We start from the raw sequence: 21734 nt of genomic DNA, 5'->3' as shown, positions 1-21734 counted from the left end.
CTAAGCTAGGTCGGCCTTTTACTCCAAGAATAGTTTCAACATATGCATGCACCCGAGACCCGTAGGCGCTTTGCTTAAGATAAACTAGTAACTTAGAGATAGATTCTTCCGACGAACACAGTTGGTCTTCATTTCGTGATGATTGCTCTTGTAGAGGCTCAAAGATTCCGGATACATCCACGCTTGTTTCTTCACTGAGCTCCTCAGAAACCCGCATTGCGACAATTTCGGGTTCATCATATCGGATATACGATACGAGGTTTACCAGTGAACACAGGTACCCGTACACCGTTTCATCTGTGTAGTCCGGAGCTCCCGTAAGTCTGCCAGCAAAGCGAGCGATAAGACTCTCTAATTCAGTGTGGGGTGGTACTGAATCGACCCAGTCAACGAATGACCTGACTGCTTGCTTGTGCGACCAATACGTAGTCTCAGGTACAGTATCTTCTAAGGCTGTAAGGTATGTACTGGCAGCCGTTTGAAGGCTCTCGTATCGACTTACAGGCTGTGTAGCGGGTGTATTCATTGAGATTAGTCGAGAGATTGTTGATTATTACTGTAGGATATGGCCTACTAGAGTTGGTTATGTATTCTGAGATTCGTCTGATGACTCTGAATCTGAGTCTGACCGCTCCTCTCCTCGATCTGACCTACTCTTCATATCTCGGAACTCATCGAGGTACGGCCACTTCCGCTGTGTAGCACATTCTGAATCAGTGCACTGGTAGTTGTGTGCTGACCAGTCACCATCTAACTCTCTCTGACCGTTGCACCGCATTGGCTCACCACAGGTCGGGCAGAGTATTTTTAGAACTGGCGAGGTGCTAGTTGCGGCGAACAGTCCGAACCGGAATGCCGCTGTATCAGGGTCAAGTGTGTCTGGGCTTTCCTTGCTATCTGAATACGTGCGACCAATTTCTTCGACAATGTCCTGCGCAGACTGGTATTTTTCTTCTCCGAGGAGTTGTAGATTCGAGTCGGGAACTACTCGGTCTTCATCGTCTATCTTGTCACTGTAAATAGTAATTGACGGCTCTCCAACGTAGATGCGATTCTGGATCGCTTGCTTGACACCGTAATATGTGAGGTTGTTTTCAATTTTGTTTCCATATTTGCGGTTGAGGTACCGAGCTGTCTCAGCGTAAGAATGGGTTTTGAGGAATCGGTCAAACATCGCGTCCACTACGTCTACTTCCTCACTACACACCTCTAACCACCCGTCATCAGCGAGATTGTATCCGATAGGGACTTTATCATACCATGAGTCCCAGTCTTTATCATCTACAAAGTTGGAGATTTTCGACCGTAGTGAACTGCGACTTCGGTATTGTGTAGACATGTGAGCGACCAGCGAGTGCATCGTCGCCTGTATGAGATCTTCCAACTGAGAGATGTCAAGGGGCCCAGTGGGGGTAAGGATAGTTACATCATGATCTGATTTCAGGTTAGCAATGAAAGCGAGTGTTTCTGGTGCTGATCGGCCAATTCGGCTAATATCGTCCACTATGAGATGTGATATTTCACCCATTTCGGCCAGAGCTGCGACCTCCTGAATCCCAGGACGATTGAAGTCTGTGCCGGTTTCTCCTTCGTCAACAATTGGGTCGCGGATCAGCACGACATCATGATCCTGTGCTACCTGCTCAAGATCAGCAATTTGGCCTTCAAGGCTTTTTGACTCGGCGTCGTCGTCTGCACTCCTTCGAGCATAGATGACTCCGTTCTCGCCATCAGATCCATCTTGATCATCTCCAGGGTCCTCGGATTCAGGTCCGCTATTTTTAGCTTTTCCCGGATGGAATGCACTGAGTTTATTTTGTATATGTGGCTTTCCAGTTTGGTCAATATGATCTGACGTGCCGCTTTCACTCAGCGAAAGGTCGAGGTATGATTGGATCCGCGCACACGTGGCACGTGTGACGTATGATTTGAGAACCCCCCTCATCGAGTCACACTGGTTTCGGCCTTCTTCGTTCACTAAGTTCAGTAGATCGCCGGTCTCAATATCTCCAGCAACGTTTTTTAACCACTGTACAGAAGTGATATACTCAGGTATGATATGACCAGCCTTGGCTGACCATATCATATTTGCCCCTTTACTACTGGGCAGAGCTAATAAAGGGGGAGAATTCGCTGTCAAGAAATTTGACTGAACTGTCCACGGGCTAGTCTTGCACACTTCGTTCGTTTGAGCTGGTTTCGCTATCATCCGCGTACTAAATCATAGGTGGTCGTGATGTACGGATGCTTGGCAAGAAACCCCCTTTGCTGATTGGTTATTTAAATCAATCTAAGAAAAGCATATCTCCACTTGGTTTTATAAACCACTTCATGGACACAGATCCTTGGTGGATTGATCCAGAGAGAAACCAACCCCAGCGATACGTTTTAAACAGCCAAGATAGGCTCTACTGTGCACATGGAGACTGTGGGTCGTACAACGAGGCAAAGTTGATAGAACGTATTAGAGATAACCGCATCAAAGAGTTTCCTGAGCGAATTCAAGACCTGATTGATGATATAATGCTAGTTCACTATTCTGATCAAGAATTTCTGGATTCCGATGAATGGGATCAACTCTGGAAAGAGCTAATTGATGTAGACCAGAGGTCTGATAAAATTCCTAATCAAAATATCCTAACTCCAATTGATTCTTCAAACGAAGCTCAGTTTGGCTTTGAATTGGGTCGTATCTTGGGACTGCTAACTAGTGCTGATTCACCTGTAGAGCCGCTAATATGGGGTATTCTTCAAGGGATATTGGCAAGCGGAGCCAAAGACGTAGAGGGCCAAATAGACGTAATGGAATACATGATATTACAATTTGAAAACCGGATTGAAGAACGTCGTCAAGAGGCGGAAAATATAGTTAAAAATAAATCCTTAATCAATGAATCAAGTGAAGATGTCGAAGAGCGAATGAAATACGTGTCTCCAATCTAACAACATCAGAGCTACTGCTGGAGAACTTGGGGTTGTACATGAGTTTGTTGGTAGAACGCTTCAATATCCAGATTATGATTTAGAAGAAGATATGCAGTCTTATATTAAACAGCGTAACCTGCTTGCTGTAGATAATTTAAGACAACAATTAGAACAAGATTCAAAAATAGTGGAAAATAGGATCAAGCAGGGTGTGGAGGTTTATAAGGTACTCCAGTATATGCACAATGAGTCACGGGTTGACCATTCTATAGAGACTGAAAATGAACAGTCACCACCCACGCCGCCAGAATATGTTATAAAACCAGTACATAAAGACCAATTTCCGTTTGGTTCAAAAAAGCGCCATATGTTGGTGGCTGTTCTAAACCGACTCTCAAGTAAGGCTGATTATGAGTTATATACACATAAACCAGTTGTTGAACAAGTAGGTAATGAATGGAAGCTGACAATGTATGGTGACTTACTAACTCATACTGTCTTTGAACAAAAGGACAGCACATGGGTATATACTTACTCTACCGATCAGCATAATCTGAAAACGCGACAAAAAGAATTGATAGCTGAGTTTGTTTCGTCAAAATAAGCTATTCCACGTATCACTACCAGATCAATTCTTGTTGAGAACAGTCCAGACAAGTCAATCCGTCAGCGATATCCCGAACAGGTTTTGTATCGGTGAAATATCTCCCACACTTACTGCAATTGACTTTCTGAATAGAGGGCCGTGGTCGTCACACCATCCGTGTTCGGTTAAGAAAATCGGCAGACTAGAGCGATATTTTCGTGAATCGTCGAGGTGAGTGTCATGTTGAGCGGAAGCTTATGCTGATCGATGTAGCTATGGTGCACTGAGTGCACTAGAATACGAGAAGAAACGATGACACGAACGAAATTCGGCATTTCACCCTCACCGCAGATTGCTCATCACCTCGATGATCTTGTAGAGGACTGCGTTGATCTCGGAGCCAGCCGCTCCGAGATCGTCGAAGCAATCCTCACAGCATATTTCGACACTGATGAAGACCGCAGTACCACAACGCGCGAGTTGATCGTTCGACTTCGACAAGCTCGCCAGAACTGACCGTAGTGCACTTGGTGCACCACACTTCTGATCACCAGCTCTACGCAAAGCGTTGAAGAATTATTCGTCAGTTGCAAAAAGAAATTATGGTTGTTTTTGCCTACTCTATCTCACTGCAGTCTACTGATTTCTCGTCTTAACCGAACACCAATGGTCGTCACACTATGACTGCATTGTTTTTGATCACGTGAGATAAGAGATCGGCTAATTGATTCACCTCAGTCCCCCGCAGTACAACTCCTATCTCCAGATTCTCGCTGAATCCGTACTTGGTGAAATTTGCGCTCCCTAGATAGGCGGTATCGTCATCTACAAGCAGTACTTTAGAATGTAACGTATACAACGGCTTATCAGAGTCTGGTCTCGGTTGATAATAATCGTACACAGTCAGCTCGCCATCGCACTCTTCCGCGACTGACACCAGTCTTTCGATAGCTCTGAAGTTCGGCTCGCCTTGTTCCAATTCTCTTGAGACCAGAATCAAATCGACTCCCCTCTCCAGCGCCCCTTCCAGACCAGGAAAGAGCCAGTCCATGCCACTGACTTCCAAATACGGGCTAACCAATACGAGTGACTCCTCAGACTCACGGCACAAGTTTAGTAATCGACTCGTGATTTGTTGCATACCGAAGTCTACAGGATCGTAGTCTTCGAACGCTGGATCCTGGCTCGGGAGGGTACAGACAAACTCAAACGAGGGAGGGTCATTCTCCTCTGATTCCACGTCTAATACCTTTCTGACTCTTCGAGCGTCTATCAAGAGGTCTACACATGCTTCGTATTGTTCTGTCAGCGCTCCAGTGGGAGAGGTGATGTACCCACGGGTATTGAGGAAATCAATGAACGTGTACACTACGTCAGGTTCTATTCCTTCAGCAACCTCGGCAAGATCGGTGTCGGTCTGTCTGTCACCCGAATTCGTTGACTTGATCACGCCGGCAATGACTGAGTCGATCGTACGGGAATCCCCCAACAGAAGTGCGAGATCGACGGCATCTTCTAATTGAGACTTTCTCTCCCTCATCGGATTAGAGATTGATGTACCCGTTCAGGTTACGGTCGGCCATCGTCTTCGAGCCGAAAACGAAGTCTCGACCCAAGTTTCGATTGAGGTGCGTACACGATACTTCAGAGAGATACATGCAGTTGTGGCATGCAGACCCGTCCCGACTACAGACGGGATCATACACACAGTCGTTACCTCGACGATCAACCTCGCCGAGGAGTTCACGGAGACTCGCTTCGATAAGAGTGTACAAGCCTCCGATGTTGAAGTCGGTCCTCTGATTGCTGTATATGACGAAAGAAAGCGATCTCGGGAGGAGGAATTCGGCGAGACTCGTCCGAGACATGCCCGATAGTTGGGTAGCGTGTTTCAGGACGAGATGAGAGTACGAGTGTACCAGATGGTAGACGAAGTACGTGATGGCACTAGCACGTTCCTGCTCGTCCTCGGCTTCGATCGGTATCGTCTCGAAGTCGGGGATCTCGCCGACGTTTGCAACCAACCACGCGCGGACGTCGTTTTCGTCCCACTCTGAGAGAGGTTCCGTATCGGCTGGTTCTGCTTCTGTCGTGCCGAGCCAACTGTCTACTTCTGCAGCGTTCCAGTCTTGCAAGGTCGGGATCGGTCGTGCACCAGGGATCGAACTGGAGACGATATCGTCTCGAAGTTTCTCTGCGAGTTCGTCGTCAAGGCGGCTGTTCGAGAGGAGCCAGCGCATGACTCGCATTGGCTCTAGACCGAACTGAACTGCTTCCGTCTCTACTGTATCGGCAAAGAGCGGTGTACCGTCACCTGATGAATCGACCTGAGATTCTGTGAAAGCTACGAGTCTGGAGTCACTAGGTTCGCGATTGAGACGTGTGAATCCGAAAACGACGTTCGTGATAGGGAAATCCTCGATGAAAGCTGCTTCCGTGAGTCCGAGTTCTTCCAGTTGATCTTCTACTTGGTCTGCTCGAAGCTGTCTCTTCTGTTTACTCTGAGGATCGTCGGCACCCGCTTCTAAGATTACGTCGCGCGCCGTACGCCGGTCTAATTGAAGATCGGCACTGAGGTACTGAAACACGTCGTAGACTGCCTGCTGTCGGCGGTCGCCTACTCGTTGCTCCACATCCAAGAACGGGACCATCTGGACTACTTGATCCCCGATGGGGTCGCCTTCGTCTTCCATTTCTTCCAGTTGTTCTTCAAGATTTTCGATCTGTGATTTGATCTCCTTCGCTCCGCTATCCTTGTACATCCTCCGGTACTGCTCTAACTGCCATTCGACTTCTTCACGCTCTTCGTTCGCTTGCCGGGCATCCAGCTCTATGTCTTCGATAGGATCCGAAGAGATGCCAAGATAACGAGCCATAACCGCTTTGGCGAAGCGGGGATCTGACGCGTCGGCAGACGAGCCAGATCCGATATCGATCACGGTCAAGTGCCTGGGCTGGTAAGCTGAACTCGCTCGGTGGACCGTGAGTTGCATCCGAGGATTCTGGAGGTCGCAATCACACCACGCTTCGATGTCTTTCGAGTTTTGGCAGTTCAAACACCGCCACTCTGCGTTCCGGAACCGCTGGCTTCCGTAGCTCTCGAACTTCCAGTCGTCGAAGCTACCACACTGGCTACACCTGCCAGGTCTCGGTGTCCGGAGTTCGCCACACTCGTGGGCGAACACGAACTGGTGCTGTTGTAGCTCTCCGTTACAAGAGTCGTGTTTGCATCTGAGACTACGATTGTACGTCGCGACTTCGTCGGTGTCGTCAAACGTATGTATTCGCTCACACGTAGTACAGCGGAAGAGGAGAGGGAACAGAGAGGTATCTACCTCACGTGGTTCTACAAGCTGGAAAGAATCTGGATATTGTGGGAATCCGATAGCCCCGTATCCAGAACCCTCTTTCCACGCGTGGACTTTGTTGAGGACTTGCTGCCCGAGGAACGCGACGTCAAGGTCACTCCGTTCCACTCCGTCGATCCCAACAACCTGGTGTATGCCGCTACCACCCGTGTAGTCGAAGGTGTTTCCCGGAAGGTAATTGAACAGAACCTGAGACTTGCCTCGTTTCATGTAACCATCGTCGCTCATCTTTTACCTCCGTGAAAGGGTGTTGAACAGTTGTCTATTCTCGCGGTCGTGTGGTTTGAACGGGATCGGTTCGTCAATATCACGCAGGCTCGTCATCGGTCCGGGGTTGAGTGCGTCACTGGCCATATCTGATTGAATGTTCTCTAAGTTGGTGAAGGCGCGATCACGCTCCCTATCGAGTATTTCTCTGAAAGCCTCTGGGAGCTCACCGATCAAGTCGCTGCCGTAGGATTTCTCCAATAATTCCTGAAACTCGGTACTATCGTTGATGCTGATCCCGTAGGAAAGACCACGTCCCGACTGGAGAGAGCGGATCAAGTCACTCGTCTGATCACCGAAGAAGAGCCGTTCGCCACTCTCGTACAGCCACTGGTTGAGGTTCCACGCGAAGATCATGCTCGGTAGCGTCCGACGAACGCTGAAGTGACTCCAACGGTTCAACGGAACTGGTTCAACGAGCCTGTCGAGATACTCGTGGTACTTTTCAAACAGGTGGTAGTGGCTCTGATCCCGCTCCCTAGCAGGGTTGAAACAGAGAAACACGACACCAGGATGCTTACGACCTGCTCGTGAGCTTGATTGGATGTACTCGGCTGTCTGACGCGGCATCCCGAAGAAGATCATGGAATTGAAACGATCCACGTCCACACCATGACTGATCATATTCGTCGCAGCGATGGTGTTGTAACGGTCTTCGACTTCTTGAGGAGGGTCTTCGAGATTGCCAAGAATGTCTTCGACATCGTCGAAGGGTGTATCTCCGGTGAGTTCGGCGAGATACGGCTCACGAAGGCCGTCCTCACGTAGATATCCCGCGATCTGCCCCCGCATCGATTGAGTGAACCGGTTCTTGTCCCGTTTACTGATCGTATAGGTGAGAGCCGTCTCGTAGAGGTCAAGTAGATCCAAGAGGTCGTCGTTTTTTTGGACGGTCTCGAACCCCAATTCTGCGATGAGATCCAGTTTGGAGTGCGCTTCTTGAGCCTCCTGACGTAGTGATTCGATGGCTCGTAAGTAGAAGTAATTCAGTTGGATGATGGCGTTGATGTGGGTCTTCCCGTGAGGCATGATGCCCACGAAGTGCCGTCTAGTCGTGTCTTTGGTCGTCGCGTAGAAGTTTTCCCCAACTTCAGGTCCCTGAACCGGGAAGCGCTCCGCCTTCCGGAGGTACAGTTCTCGAGCCTGTTCGTCGTACTCTTCGATTGTCGCTGTCGCCCCGACGATCTTCGTCCGCTGTTCACCGTTGTACCTCTGATAGGCATCTACGAACGTCTCGAAGTGACTATCGAAGGTTCCAAGAGACTCTTCCAAGAGGTGGAGTTCGTCTTGAACCTGGAGACCTGGTGCGATATCGTATGGACTTCCGAAGGGTGTCTGTTCTAACCGGACCAAGTGCCGACCTTCGTCGGAGTTATCGCCACCGTATCGAGAGTGGCATCCGTACTTTTCGGTGCATTCGTCGAAACTTGCGAAGCCGTGGTCGGGACACCAGTGGGACATCTTCCCCGCGTAGAGATGAGCCGACTTACGCTCGTACCCTACAGCAGTTATCTTGTCGATAGTCCCGACGATCATCGTCGGTGCGTATCGATACAACTCGTTATCCACGATGTGGATCGGGAGTTCGTCGTCGGCGAAGATCCGATAGTCCTCGCTCCCGTGGCGATCTCGGCCCTGATAGGCGCACTTGTCGGCAGAGGCCGTGCAGTAATGAGCGAGTCGAAGATCGTCCGTGGCCCGAATCTTCACCTCACTCCCGCAGACCGGACAAGAAGGGAAGATCTTCACTTCCTCTCGCAGAGATTCCGCTTCGGGATCCGCGTAGCGTTCGAAATCCCTCAAGAAGTCCTCAGGCTCGGCACTCCGGCCTTTCGCGTAGTTACTCAACTTGTTGGGCGTGTTCTTCGATCCGACCAAGTATCCTAACGTGAACGGGAAGTACCCGTCTCCCTCGATGTCGGTTTCCTGAAGGCGGAGTAATTCTGCATGCATCAGAATTTCGCCGATACGCTGGGTCTGCTGGAGTGAGAGGAGGCGTAGTGGGAACCGAGTCCACGCGGTGACGCCGTATTGCTTCCCTCGCTTCCGATCGAAGAAAGCGTTGAACACAGCCAAACCGAGATACGCCTCAGTTTTCCCACCACCAGTCGGGAACCACAGGATATCTACCACGTCAAGAGCTTCTAAATCGCTCCCGTCGAAATTCTTCGCGTCTTCACCTTCACGCCAACTTACTTCAGCCCACTCGTCGTACTCTCTGCTTGCGACATCTGGAACGACGCGGAGAATGAAGACCAACTGGAACAGCCGCCACGAATCGTACTCCATGTCGCCTTCTTTGTCGGTTACTTTCTCGACAAAAGTCTCGTTCATCAACTCAAAGGACCGAGCAACGTGGCCGTCACCACTGGACAAGTCCCAGCGGAGACACTCTATCCCACGGCGGAACCTCTGAATCTCCTGTCTAAACGCCTCACGGTCTTTCTGGAAATCTTCTCTGTCCTCTGTTCTGAAGTCCGGGTCCGACTCGTACTCCTCCAAGTACTCGTCGTATGTTTTCGATCCGTACGTCTCCATCTGATCTGCGATGTTCTCCAACGCGTCCAATCCACCACGCTCAAGATCACTCAGTGTCTCGAAAGATGTGTCTAACGAGTTAGCAAAGCTGTCTGGATCGCGTGTTACGTATCTTCGCTGACGATGAGTAGGTAAGTACGCCGTTCGGAGTGTCGATTCGTCGACACGGGTGACAGTACAGTTCGTACCGTGCCCCGGTAGTTTGCGGTCGTATCGAAAGTCTTCGTCAAGCCGTTCAAACGTGAAGTCTTGGAACTCGCCTTTGCTAAGAGATATTTCTGCGGTGAGATCGAAGAGTGTCGTATCGTACGTGTCTGCTCCGTATTCGGTATCGTACCCGGTGGTATCCGCGTTTGGACTCGACGTATTTTCGATCGTCAGTGTCCCACGGACCAGACCGTCTTCCTCCGCGAACTCACATTGGACGTCTAAGTTCCACGGTGGAACGAAAGGAGAGTCAGAAGCCTGCTGGACGATCCGTTCGACGATCGTTTCGAAGTTCTCTCGCTCTACATCGCTTTCGTCTCGGCTGAGTAAACCTGGCGGAAGCTGATAGTCCCCCGTGTAATCATCAACTTTGACGTGGCTGCCAGTATCGGCGCCGTCCAAATCTCCCAAGGTAATTGACTGTGGGTCGGGAAGATCAGCTGCGGCTCTCCAAACTGGTGGGCTCGAATGTTCTTCGTCGATAGTGCGTACCCGATCTTGTAGCCGATTAGTGAGAGTGCGTAGAACCGATCGTTCGACGCCAGCAGTGACTATGTCACGTTCTTCGAACTGGTCCATGGAGGGGATCGTGACTTCGATAGGAGACGATTCGAACTCTATTCGGCGGAAGACCTGGGCGAGTTCTCCTTCGCCGCCCTCTTCTTCAGAGTCCTCGTTTCCGGAATCTTCATCAGTCACTACAGCTACTGCGCCATCACCGGTCTGCTCGTCGTAAGTCGGGAACGACCGATAGTAGACGTTCCCCGAGACTACGACAGTGAGTTCTGTCGCTGTACGGGGATCGAAAAGAAATTCGGCTTGTATAGCAGACGGTGAGAGTTTCGCCTGAAGGTCTCGTGAGAGCCCACTGTAGTCGGCCTGTTCACTCGAGATAATCGAACCAGCAAAGTACGTGTCTGAAGGGAGGTCGGCCATCGCCTTATCGTCGCCACCACGCTTCCCGGTACCGCTGATCTCTGCTAAGACACGGTCACCGAAGTAGCGAGACAGGCGGTCCTGATCACGGTACTGTGCATCGCCTGCATCTTTTGGTGGTTCGTCTATGAACCCCGAATGTGACGGCGACATCTACTGGAGAGTGCCAAGAGGTAGCATATTAATCTGCCGCCGAAAATATATTATGTGCATGTTTTCAATCCCCTCTGACCACTTTTCCGACCTTCCCTGCTTCGACTTCGTAGGTTTCAGTCGAGACACTCTCTACAGTCTTCGCGACGGTCGCGTCTTGGACGTCACTGACCCGGAGTCCGCACTCTTCCAAGAGCCACTCGTCTGAATCGGCGTCGTGAGCCGAAAAAACGATACTTCCCAATTTGTTTCCGACGCGGACGTGGAGGCTTCGGACCTCTTCTAGTCCAGCGAATATTTCCTTGCTGTGTCCTTTGAGCACTTCGACATCGTATAGTTCCCCGAGTGCCCGGATCGGGGCTGGTGAAGAAGGTCCTATCGTGCTCTTCGTGAGCCAGTTGTAGATAGCCTGTGCGCCTCGAGTCACATCTGGCTCGTCGTGTTCGTGGGCGTATTCTTCGAGATCCTCTTCGATGAGTTCCGCCATCCTATGTCGAGTCAAGTCTATCATCGGTTGCGATGGATCTTCGTTGTGGGCATTTTCGACGTCGCGCCAGAACTCAACTACGTGATCGATTCCAGTCGTCCAGAGATCTAACATGGACAGGTAGCGCTGGAACTGCCCACGGCACTCCGAGTGAATCTTCTCAACTACGTGTTCGAACACGTCACGTCGGCTGTCGTCTTCGATAAGGAGAAGTTGATCACCACGTTCCAGGCTGGCTGTCGATCGGCGTTCTCGACTCACTCCTCGTTTCCCATCTACGAGGGCCCACACTAATCCAGAAGGCTCTTCGAACATGTAGTCTCCGTCTACAAACTCGACTTTTAGGGCATCTGTATAGCCCTCTTCGCCCGAAGCACTCGTAACGTCGCTCCGACCTTCGTCGATAGTCTCACGTTCTGATCCATCATCGTACGAGAGCTCTTCTTCCCAGAACTCGTCGGGGTCACCGTCCGAAGAGAGCCCTTGCAAGTCGATGGAGATATCGTCAGGTGAGATGGTGTGGCTCGCGCCGATTCGGTCAGCACTGGGTTTGGAGCGCCCTCCAGATGAGGTCTTCTCTGTCTCAATATTAGTCTGTCCAGACTGGATCTCGTCTTGACGATCGCTGTACGTCCTTGGTCGTGGTGTCCGTGGTTCGGCTTCTGACACGTATCTCCGTAGGCCCTCGGTTTCGATCTGTAGTTCCTTGGCAGTACCATATTGAACACTGGGCCCAGCCCGCCAGTCAGCGGTCTCTGAGACGTCACGGAGTCGTTTCTCTAGCCGATCGGTCTCCCACTTGTACGAGAGGAACTGTTGCTGGGGTGCCGCCCCAGATTGTACAGTCGCGTAGTGACTCCGCGTCGGAACACCGGGGAAGATCAGAACGTCCGATTCGGGGACAGTATGGGGGTTATACAAACTGTGGAACTTGATCTCGTCCTCAAGAGCACCGTGTCTGGAGAACTCGGTCTTCTCAGCGACAAAAGAACGGAGTAGCGACTCTTGCTTGCGGGTCGCAGTCAGGATTGTTACCTTCTTGTCCTCGTCTCTCGCGGTGCGAATCTGTTCGGCAATGGTGTCGGCTTTCGGGTTGTGTACCGTCAAAAGTTCGATCATCTGCTCAAGCCCATCGCACGCGTCTTCTAACATGGGCCCCGCACCAGGAACGTCTCGTTCCAGAACCTCCGCTCTCGACCGTAGTCGATCAACCTTCCCTTCGAGGGTGTTACTCGCTCCCCAGGATCGACTGTCGTCGAGTGCAGAGAGAGAATCGTGGAAATCTACCGAAGTTGGGAGGGTGTCGAGATACATATATAAAAAGTAAGTGCTACCGATCACGTCGTTGCTCTCACCAGAGTACTCGTCGTCTGTTCCCTTCGGGAAACGCGCTGCTTCACCGATTAGCTGGTAAGTTTCGCGAGCAACGGGTTCAAGATCGCCGTACGTCAGCGGCACTATGGATCGAGAGATCCCTTGTCGGATGTTCTGTAACGAGTTTTGTGCATCGGTGAAAGGAGATGGGAGCGAGCCACCGTCACTAGCAGTTCGTTGCCCATGGAGATGGCTATCGTCGGCGACTCCATGGAGCAACTCTTCGGGAGCAGATTCAAGCGCGGACGGTGACCATCCCCAGAACAGTATCGGAGTATCTCGGTCATCGTTGTTTTCTTCCAGCCGATCCAAGTATGGGTGGTTCGGTGAGTCGAAGACCATGATTCGGGGAATGTCTCGCTCTTCGGCCAGATACCGATACGTCTCTTGGGTCGATCTATCGTCCAAGAGTCCTGTGGTGAAGTCAAGGAGGAGACCCGAGAGTCGCAGATCTTCAGAGAGCGTATTAGCGATTTTCTTTCCGAACGTCGTGTGGACAAGGGATGCGGTGAAAGGGTTGTCCGGGTCCCAGTTCTGAGGCTTGTGTCCTGTAATATACGACAGTCTGCTACCGTCTCCAGTCTTGACCATGGGGGCGGTGAAGTGGCCGAGTGGTTCTGGTTCGATGTCGTCCCCTGGCTGATGACGAGGGCCGAGTCCGAGTTTGAAATACTGCTCACGGATTCCAGTTCGATTACTCACGAACAGGGCAGGCGGAGTTGAACCTCTCGCTTGGAACCCGACTGCCAACAACACGGGGATCTGCACGTAGGAAGGTGGTGACGGATAGATCAGCGCGATATCACGACCCGACTTGTATGCACTCGCTGCAGCAGCAACGTACGACCGGTCAAAACGTGAGAGAGCTGTTCTCTTACCCTCGTAGTAGAGTCTCCCGTCTTCGTCGGTGACGAGAACAGGCGCTGAGCCACCTTCTATATCAAGTACGTCACTGTTAGACATAGACCATCAAAAACGTTGATTTCAGTGAGTCATAAATCAGAGGGTTATATTCACTTATTGATAAGCTGTATCTTGGCGTATTTCAAGGCGAAGGATCGACGGAAATCGAATTTCCACTCAGTCTACGAATTACCGAGTCGGACGTTCAGATCAAGAGAGACGTTTGATGAGCGATCGGACTTCGTCGAAAGCAGCTTCCGCTTCGTCAACAGTCGTATGATACTCACTTCCGATCAACTCCGTAAAACCAGGTCGGTGATAGTCAGGGCCTGCGGTTTCAGCAGCTTCGACGTACCACTGAGAACCTCTATGCTGGAGAGACACGACTCGAATAGGTATGTCCGTGCCAACGAGATCAACCTCGGAACAATCCCAATCATACTCACTGTCGTCTAACTCACGGACCCACTGGTATCCGTCAGTATCGAAGTGCTCCCGCTGCCAGCTACATCCGTTTATAACGATTGTTTCTTCAGGGAGATCCTCTTCGGCGTATTCCGCGCTCATAAGACTACCGTCACATCCGATGTTCTTATGGATTGTTGTCGGCTATTCTATCTTATCTTCACACATTCAGAATCTATCTGAAAATCCAGCACCTCGCATCTCCCACTATTCCTGCAACTTGAAACCGCACTTTAGGCAGTGCCGGTCACCAGCAGGGTAGCGACAGTTCACCAGCTAACGGGGACATTCACAGACCCTTCGTTTGAGCAATCACCTGACGTCTTGGATGACCCGTCTCGTGAGGTTGCGCGCATCCTCTTCGGATAGCGCTTCAAGCTGGACATTAGTCAGGGCGTGATTGAACCGTCGTGTGGCTTCGTCGATGACACCCGATCTCTCGTCAGCAAGTTCGTCACAGATAGCGACGACAGCTGGCTGATACCGTGCGAACCACCGATCGAAAACCTTGTTGACGATCGTCTGGTTCGCGAACACCTGCTCTGTTAGGGTGTAGTCATCTCCATCGGACGTGAGTTCGGCGATCCACCATAGCCGGTGGATCGCGTTAGAGTAGAGATCAGAGCCAGCGCCGAGAAACTTCTCACGCATCGCGGCTTCGGAGCGGTACTCCCAGCGATGGCGAACGAAGTCTGGATACCGATCAACCGCTATCCAGTGCCACAGACCAGGATCACCAGCGGTCCGCCGCGTGATATCCAAGCACTGGTGGACGTCCTCAGCAAGGGCACCGTCCATCGCAGTATCGGTTTCAGAATACTCGTTCAAGATTCTCTCGACACTTGAGTCAAGAGTCTGGAGATTGCCCGTCGCTCCACTTGGCATCGGTTCAACGTACTCGTCTAACGCCTCGTCGGGGATTTTCGCCTCTCCCTTCAGGAACTCTTCGCCAACGAGTCGCTGCCCGTCTTCGACTAGTCGATATAGTTGGTTCTCTTCTGTCATATCAGATTCGGAGTCCTTCTTCCATGAGGTTGATGAGTTGTGTTCTCGGGTCAATGTACTCCTGTAATTCTCGATCGATTCGTTCCATCAAGTGAGGTAACGTCTCAGGGTCGTCAACGTCCGCTCGCAGTTTGTGGGCAGCTTCAGAGACGTCGTCTACCTCGTAGAGGTTTCGAGCGAACGTCTCAACGACAGTCTGTTGCCACTCGTGTTCAACGTCACCGTCTTTGTCGATTGCACAGGCTGCCCGAACGATCAGCTGAGACCAGACACCGTAACTGATCTCGTCAAGAATCACGTCTCGCATCCGCGCTTCAGCCCCGACCGAACCTTGGCTCTGGAGGATATCGGTGATCCGAGGGTGATCCGAGTTTATCCACAGTTTCGGGCGTTTCTCGTTACGGAAATCAAGGTAGTAGAGCTTGTCACCCTCTGGAAGATGAGCCGCGCGTGAGAAGCTGACCTCTTCACCGTCAATCGCTGGCGGTTTCTCTCCAGGTGGAAGATCTACGATGACGGAGTAGATTGTCCCGCTAGCCAATCTGAAGTTCTTCTGTCCAGCGTACTGTCCATCAGTAGATCTATCTCGTGTTCGTACGAGGTACGGGCGCAGTTCAATCGTCCCTCTGACCATCTTCTTCGGTATATTCACCGTCGCGTTGTACGAACCAGGGCCGGTGGGTTCGTCAGATACGATCGCCTTCTCACGGTAGATCGTCTCGTGGCAACGCACCGCGACGTAGAGTTTCGCTGGTGGCGCGTCACGCTCTGACTCCGGAAACACGTCTTCGACAGTCTCCTCCGGGATGTATAAACGTCCGAACAAGGTGACCTTCCCCCAATCTTCACTCTCCTCCGGCGACGGGAGCGTCTGTGTCAAGTCAATCTCGGTCTGACCTGCCTTGAGATCTAATCTCTTCGGTTTCGACCCATCTACGGAGTACTCTTCCAGTGCGAAGTCAAGGCCACCGTCTCGGTATTTAAACGGGAGGGTCGTACTCCTGTGACGTTGCGTGTGTTTAGTCAAGATTCGTCACCTTCCGTGGTCTGGATCTCCGCCCTGATCTCGATCTGTGTCTCACCGACTTTTCCGCTCAGCATATCTTCGTTGTCGGTCGCATGAGAGTGGCCTTCGAACGAGGCGTTTTCCGTACTCGCCTCTGCCACTAATCGAGCTGTCCCGTTCTCGTGAATCTTGGTCACGTTTTCGGCGTCCACAGTGATCGATTCGACGGGGATCTCGTCGGATCTCGAACCGTCCTCGCCGATACCCGTGAGCGATATCTCGGCGGTCCACCCCTGGAAATTTTCCACGATCGGTTCGATTCGGCCCGAAAACGTCCAACGCTCACCGTCGAACCGAGAAGAACTCTCTATCTCGAATACTTCTGACGGGGCAGAGTTACCCGTCGCCCTGGGTGCCCCGTTTCCGTGGATCGGGAACCGGTTCAGCACGTTATCAGAGAGGATATCTGTGCCTCCGTTACTCTTGGCAGCGAGGTGACGGAGGCCGTCACGCATCGTCTCGAACATGTCCTCAAGAGCCGTCCTGAACCCACGCTGGTACTGTTCTCGTAGATTCTCGGTAGACTCCCACTCATCGTGTTCGGGAGGTTCGGCGAAACGTAAGAACCGATCAACCTCTTGGTCGGGGTCGGATGGTGGGAAGTCGGTACGTGCCTCCCCGCTGGCGAGTATAGCGTGGAAGTTCCGGTCACCGAAGGCTACTCGGCTCTGATCGTAGTACTTCACGACCATCCCTGCACCTCTGAACAGGGCCACTCTGTTGAGGTAGGTGTCGTCGTCTGCTGGAGAGGCCAAGCGAGCAGCCAGTCGGACTTCGCCATCTGGAGTCTCGGTACCGTCTGCCCGTGGAGGGATGTTCAGCGGGATATTGAGTCCCGCGACGTCACCAGGACTGTCGAGCAACTCGTTCTCCGTGAATCGAGACTTGAAACACTCAAGAAACGGCCGGATGGACGGGACGTCCTCCGTCTTCGCTTCGTACGTCTCCTCCGAAGTCTCAACAGTGACCTCAAGATCGTCACGGAAGATAGCCGGCCAAAAGTACTTGACCGAAGCCTCAACGAACTCTTCCGCCAAGTCTTCGATGTCAGGTCGTTCGTCTCGAGTAGGGTCCTGGAAATCGACGACCATGGCACTAGTACCACTGGTGGCTGGGCGTCCGACGTGCAGTCGTTCGGCGAGTTGTTCCGCTTTCTCGCCCCGTATCGACATGGGACGGACACCGTCTTCCGTTTGCACGGGCTCACACAACCATCCAGCACCTTGATACGTAGTGTCGTCGTCCGGCAGTTCGTGGGTCGGGAATTTCGACCGCGCGATCACCCGCGGCCCCTGAGTACTCCCGGACGACTCCATCGGATAGGAGTTGAATACAACCGTGGAAGCTCCAGAGAACGTCCAGAGAACCGACTTGCCGAGCCCGTAGGATCCACCGGCAGTGTCGTCCTGTTTGCTGCTGTACAACTCGTCTCGGACGAGAGCGGCGTAATTAGAATCCTCTTCCCAAGTGCCTGTGAGCCCCGTCGTGTTCCTGTCCTCTACGATCAGAAGACGTAATTCGGAATCGGGGTTGTCTATCTCGTCTACGAGGTCGTCGTACCTTCTCCCGTGTTTGGCACGAGAGACAGCATTCAGGCGCCCCCTGAGTCCAGATCCCCAGTCTAACGTGTTGAGGAATCTCTCTTTGTCTTCACCAGATAAGGTGACGAACCGAAAGGTGACTCGCACGGGATCTTCGTTGTCTAGTCCTTGATCGTTCGCGTTCTGTAGCACCTCTCGGACGAAGGCCTCAGAGTCGTGATCAACGGAGTGTTTCGTCGGATCGTCTCCATATCGCGGGGCACCAGGACCACCGCTGAAGAAGAACCACTCTGCTTCGCCCGTTGTGTCGTTTGGCTTTCGAGTCATTATTTTAGAATAGATATATCGTCGTTGTATTGGGTGACCTCGATAAACGTGTCGGTCTCACCCATCCACATCTGCCTACGTACGAGCCGGTCATCACGTCTCGTCTTCTGACAGTAGTAATCACTCAAATATCGGTAGTTGATCCCAGATGCTTCTGATTAGGCAGACAAGTGGACAACTTCCAGAACACGTGTTCGTCTCACTGTTGGTTCTGAACTTTGTCCATCTTACACTGGACACACAAGTCGTCAGCGAAACACGCGACGTTGTCGTACGGGCAATCGTGTTCTTCTACTTCGACCGACAACCGGCGTTTCGCGTGTTTCCACTCGGTCTCCCAATTGTCGATATCCATATCTACAGAGTCGAACACAACATCTCCGTCTCTGTCGATTATCTTGATCACCGTCGTAGAGTAGCGGTTGTCTCTGACCACTCCAATAGCTTCGTTGTAAGACGAGCATCGGACATCTTCTCTTCCCTCGTCGTCGTCCAAGAGACGAACTGTGAGTGAGCCGTCGTAACTCTCGGTGGGCTCGGAATTGTTCGACATACACATCTGGTTATAATTCTACCACAAAAATCCACGGTCGGTCCGGTGCACTAGCACTTATGATGTGCTACTAGGAAATGATAGTATGAAGATTACCGCGGTGGACCTCTTCTGCGGCGCTGGTGGCCTCAGCTATGGCCTGGAGCGTGCAGGTATCTCGGTGAACGTCGGAGTTGACAAAGATCCACATTGCAATCACGCGTATGAGCAGAACATCGATGCCGAGTACAGGCAGACTGACGTACGTCCCCTCTCACAGGATCCGGAGCGTGTCGCGAGGATGTTCCCTTGGGATTCTGACCTCGACGTCCTCGGTGCTTGTGCACCGTGTCAGCCATACTCGACGATGGGTCACTCGAAAGACAAGACACATGAGGACCACCAGAAGTGGGGACTACTCAAAGATGTCAAGAAAATCGTTGAGTACGTTGAACCCGACGTCGTTGTCACCGAAAACGTCCTCCAAGTTCGAAAGGATGACGTCTACGACGAATTCGTACAGACTCTCGAAGACCTCGGGTACCACGTGAACGACGACGAAGACAAGAAAGTCTACTGTCCAGAGTACGGGATCGCACAGAATCGGAAACGCTGGGTGATGATGGCCTCGAAAGAGGGACCGATATCTCTCCCGGATCGGCTTTACGAAGACGAATCCGAGTATCCTACTGTCCGAGAGACGATCGGGCACCTCCCGCCACTCCAGGCTGGAGAGGTTCATCCAGAGCACGACCTCCATCGAGCGCGAACTCTCTCCGACAAGAATCTCGAACGTATCCGGAACATGGATCCTGGTGGTGACTGGCGGCTCTGGGAGGAGGAAGGGCTAGACCACTTGCTCGCAGACTGCCACAAGAAGTCCAGTGGTCGATCGTACAAGGCTCCGTACAGTCGAATGGAACCAGACGAAGTCGCGCCGACGATCACGACACAGTTCTACAACTACGGGAGCGGTCGGTTCGGCCACTACGACACCGATCAAGACAGAGCACTCTCGCTTCTAGAGGGGGCACTACTACAGACGTTCCCAGAAGACTACGACTTCTACGACGAGTGGGACGATGTCGGTGTGAAGAACTTGGGACGGCTGATCGGGAACGCGGTCCCGCCTCTACTCGGAGAATACATCGGCAGAGGGATACTCTCCCACGTGGGTGCTGAAGTACCCGCAGTGAGCGCCGGGGTCGCCGACGACTGACGTACCCAGACCCGTTGACACACACGCTCTCAGTAATAACCACCTAAGCGTTGGGCCTTTCTTCGGGTGGCCACCAGGGAATGCGTTTGTTGTGCTTTTCCAGGAACTCGGCGGAGGACGGCTCTTGAGGCAGGCTGATTTTCTCACCCTCCCGGTCCAGAAGCGTTCTCTTCATGAACTCGTCGTCAGGCTCAAAATCGGGATTCACCACCAACTCCCCGTCACCAGTCAGTGTAAAGAGATTGAGGTCAAACGCACGGTGGTGATTGTAGCAGAGCAAGAGCCCGTTCGCGGGGTTACCTCGGTACACTTCGTCGTCGCTCCAGTCAAGGATGTGACCTGCTTGGAGGAGGCCAACCTCCGAGATATTACAGAGCACACATTCGTCACCGTATCGATCTCGGGTCGTTGCTCGGAAGTCGGACTGTCCGATCCGCGACGTCGTAGTTGAGATTTTCTCTCCAGTTTCAATCTCTCCCTGGCTGCCATCGTTAACGTCCCCCCCAGTCCGGTCTGGTTCGTCGTGACCTCCCTCAAGACGTTCTCGAGCACGCTTAGCTTCCCAAGCGAGTTCGTTCTCATTCCCATAGAACTCTTTCCAGATCTCGTAGCAGGCCTCATTGTAGTTGGTAAGCCCTTTCGTTCCTGATGGGTCCAAAGCCCGATAGTTGCCCAGGCGCATTGCGACTGCCCCTGGACTACGGCCGATCAGCGCGGCAATTTTTTGGACAGTTTCGTCTGAGGAGTCTTCGAGGTAATCATCCTGGTTCAAGTAAAGGTCAAGTGTGACGAGATATTCATCACGGTCCCACTGTTTTCCTGGCATAGATTCACTCCGGTGACCCAACTGCTGAATGAGAGAACTCACGCCTCCATTGTCAATCTAACTAACGTATTTTTCATTACGGATCATTATATTCTTAGCCAGTACACGATGGAGCAAGCAATTCCATACTATTCTCATGGCGACAATCACGTTCAAGCCGTGCCCGAACAACTCTCGCTGCAGCAGCTCAGTCAGTACCTCCTCGCAACAAGGGAACAGATCGCTAAGTAGGGATCTGGACTCAAAATTTGCTAATCACTGTATAAACGGAGTCGATACAGTCTGGAGGTTCAATACAGATGCGGGAGTACGTCACGATGATGAGTCATTCCAGAGAGGAACAGTTTCGCTCTGCACTACTGGAGTGGGCAGAAGGAAACTTGCGTGACTTCGCATGGCGTGACACGGACCGTTCTCTCTACGAGGTGTTTGTCGCCGAGTTCTTCCTAACACAGACGCCCGCACGAAACGTAGCTGAAGTATATCCCGAGTTTCTAGAACGATTCCCGGACCTCCGCGCGATTGACTCAGCGACTAAAGAGGAGATCGTAGCTGTGATCGAACCTCTCGGGTTCTACAACATGAGGTCGGAAGCTCTGAAGAGTATCGCCGCCGAAATGAGCGAACTCTCAGAAGCCGTCGAAGAACTCACCGAACTCCCGCGCGTAGGACACTACATCGCCAATGCAACGCTCTGTTTCTCTCGGGGTCACCGATTGCCGATCCTCGACAGAAACATTGAGAGAGTATACAGCCGGGTCTTCGGAGCAGACTGGCCAGAGACACGATCAGACCAGATAGCTTTCGCCGAACGGCTTCTTCCGACGGACGACCCGCGTACTTACAACTTGGCTCTCCTTGACTTCGCAGCAGCGATCTGTCAGCCAAGTCCGCTCTGTGAACAGTGCTTTGCGAACGACTATTGTGAGTACTACGAGTCTTAGTAACTCGTCGGGGATCTTACCGAATACAGTGAAACAGTGGAATCTATCGGGAGATTGGTGTGTGG

At 52.0% G+C, this 21734-nt stretch carries 15 protein-coding genes; 4 read left to right on the top strand and 11 right to left on the bottom strand.

Translation table 11 applies throughout. The annotated features are described in order from the left end of the window. Positions 1-583: 583 nt before the first annotated feature. A complete protein-coding gene (locus C442_RS20745; protein WP_161606619.1) occupies positions 584-2086 on the bottom strand; it encodes a recombinase family protein in 1503 nt (500 codons plus the stop codon). A 158-nt stretch (positions 2087-2244) separates the two neighbouring features. On the opposite strand from C442_RS20745, the gene C442_RS02985 reads away from it, so the two are divergent. Together C442_RS02985 and C442_RS21420 are read left to right on the top strand one after the other, a co-directional pair. Continuing rightward, entirely contained in the window at positions 2245-2943 is a 699-nt protein-coding gene (locus tag C442_RS02985) for a hypothetical protein (RefSeq protein WP_152418427.1), read from the top strand. A 91-nt stretch (positions 2944-3034) separates the two neighbouring features. After that, complete coding sequence (locus C442_RS21420; protein ID WP_152418426.1) at positions 3035-3529, top strand: hypothetical protein; 495 nt, start codon at positions 3035-3037, stop codon at positions 3527-3529. A gap of 655 nt (positions 3530-4184) precedes the next feature. Here the strand turns inward: C442_RS21420 and C442_RS02980 are convergent. From C442_RS02980 to C442_RS02940, 9 genes are all read right to left on the bottom strand, one after another. Continuing rightward, positions 4185-5051, bottom strand: coding sequence for a phospholipase D-like domain-containing protein (locus tag C442_RS02980; protein WP_008307695.1), 867 nt, complete (start codon positions 5049-5051; stop codon positions 4185-4187). Positions 5052-5055: 4 nt separating this feature from the next. Then, positions 5056-7107, bottom strand: a complete 2052-nt coding sequence (locus tag C442_RS02975) for an FYVE zinc finger domain-containing protein (protein ID WP_008307694.1) — start codon at positions 7105-7107, stop codon at positions 5056-5058. Positions 7108-7110: 3 nt separating this feature from the next. Further along, positions 7111-10980 carry a helicase-related protein gene (locus C442_RS02970; protein WP_008307693.1) on the bottom strand — a complete coding sequence of 1290 codons (3870 nt, stop codon included), beginning with the start codon at positions 10978-10980 and terminating at the stop codon, positions 7111-7113. Positions 10981-11044: 64 nt separating this feature from the next. After that, positions 11045-13804, bottom strand: coding sequence for a DISARM anti-phage system protein DrmE domain-containing protein (locus C442_RS02965; RefSeq protein WP_049942785.1), 2760 nt, complete (start codon positions 13802-13804; stop codon positions 11045-11047). A gap of 150 nt (positions 13805-13954) precedes the next feature. Continuing rightward, positions 13955-14311 (bottom strand): hypothetical protein, encoded by a 357-nt coding sequence (locus tag C442_RS02960; protein ID WP_008307692.1) that lies wholly within the window; start codon positions 14309-14311, stop codon positions 13955-13957. A gap of 210 nt (positions 14312-14521) precedes the next feature. Next, positions 14522-15268 (bottom strand): DUF6339 family protein, encoded by a 747-nt coding sequence (locus tag C442_RS02955; protein ID WP_239642251.1) that lies wholly within the window; start codon positions 15266-15268, stop codon positions 14522-14524. Beyond that, a complete protein-coding gene (locus C442_RS02950; RefSeq protein WP_049942784.1) occupies positions 15216-16241 on the bottom strand; it encodes a hypothetical protein in 1026 nt (341 codons plus the stop codon). The genes C442_RS02955 and C442_RS02950 overlap by 53 nt, the downstream gene beginning before the upstream one ends. Continuing rightward, positions 16238-18148 (bottom strand): hypothetical protein, encoded by a 1911-nt coding sequence (locus tag C442_RS02945; RefSeq protein WP_008307687.1) that lies wholly within the window; start codon positions 18146-18148, stop codon positions 16238-16240. Before C442_RS02945 ends, C442_RS02950 begins: the two co-directional genes overlap by 4 nt. Before the next feature lie 199 nt (positions 18149-18347). Continuing rightward, positions 18348-18701 (bottom strand): hypothetical protein, encoded by a 354-nt coding sequence (locus tag C442_RS02940; RefSeq protein WP_008307686.1) that lies wholly within the window; start codon positions 18699-18701, stop codon positions 18348-18350. An 85-nt stretch (positions 18702-18786) separates the two neighbouring features. Here C442_RS02940 and C442_RS02935 point away from each other — a divergent pair, with 85 nt between their 5' ends. Further along, positions 18787-19899 (top strand): DNA cytosine methyltransferase, encoded by a 1113-nt coding sequence (locus C442_RS02935; RefSeq protein WP_049942783.1) that lies wholly within the window; start codon positions 18787-18789, stop codon positions 19897-19899. 43 nt (positions 19900-19942) lie between these two features. Here C442_RS02935 and C442_RS02930 read toward each other — a convergent pair whose 3' ends face one another. Continuing rightward, positions 19943-20725, bottom strand: a complete 783-nt coding sequence (locus C442_RS02930) for an HNH endonuclease (RefSeq protein ID WP_008307684.1) — start codon at positions 20723-20725, stop codon at positions 19943-19945. Between the two features lie 299 nt (positions 20726-21024). On the opposite strand from C442_RS02930, the gene C442_RS02920 reads away from it, so the two are divergent. Further along, positions 21025-21669, top strand: coding sequence for an HhH-GPD family protein (locus C442_RS02920; protein WP_008307682.1), 645 nt, complete (start codon positions 21025-21027; stop codon positions 21667-21669). Positions 21670-21734: the final 65 nt, after the last annotated feature.

Origin of the sequence: Haloarcula amylolytica JCM 13557 (assembly GCF_000336615.1) — an archaeon.
In the GTDB taxonomy this organism is placed as follows: Archaea; Halobacteriota; Halobacteria; order Halobacteriales; family Haloarculaceae; genus Haloarcula; species Haloarcula amylolytica.
The sequence above is the reverse complement of the archived record's forward strand: the minus strand, read 5'-3'. Positions and strand labels throughout refer to the sequence as shown.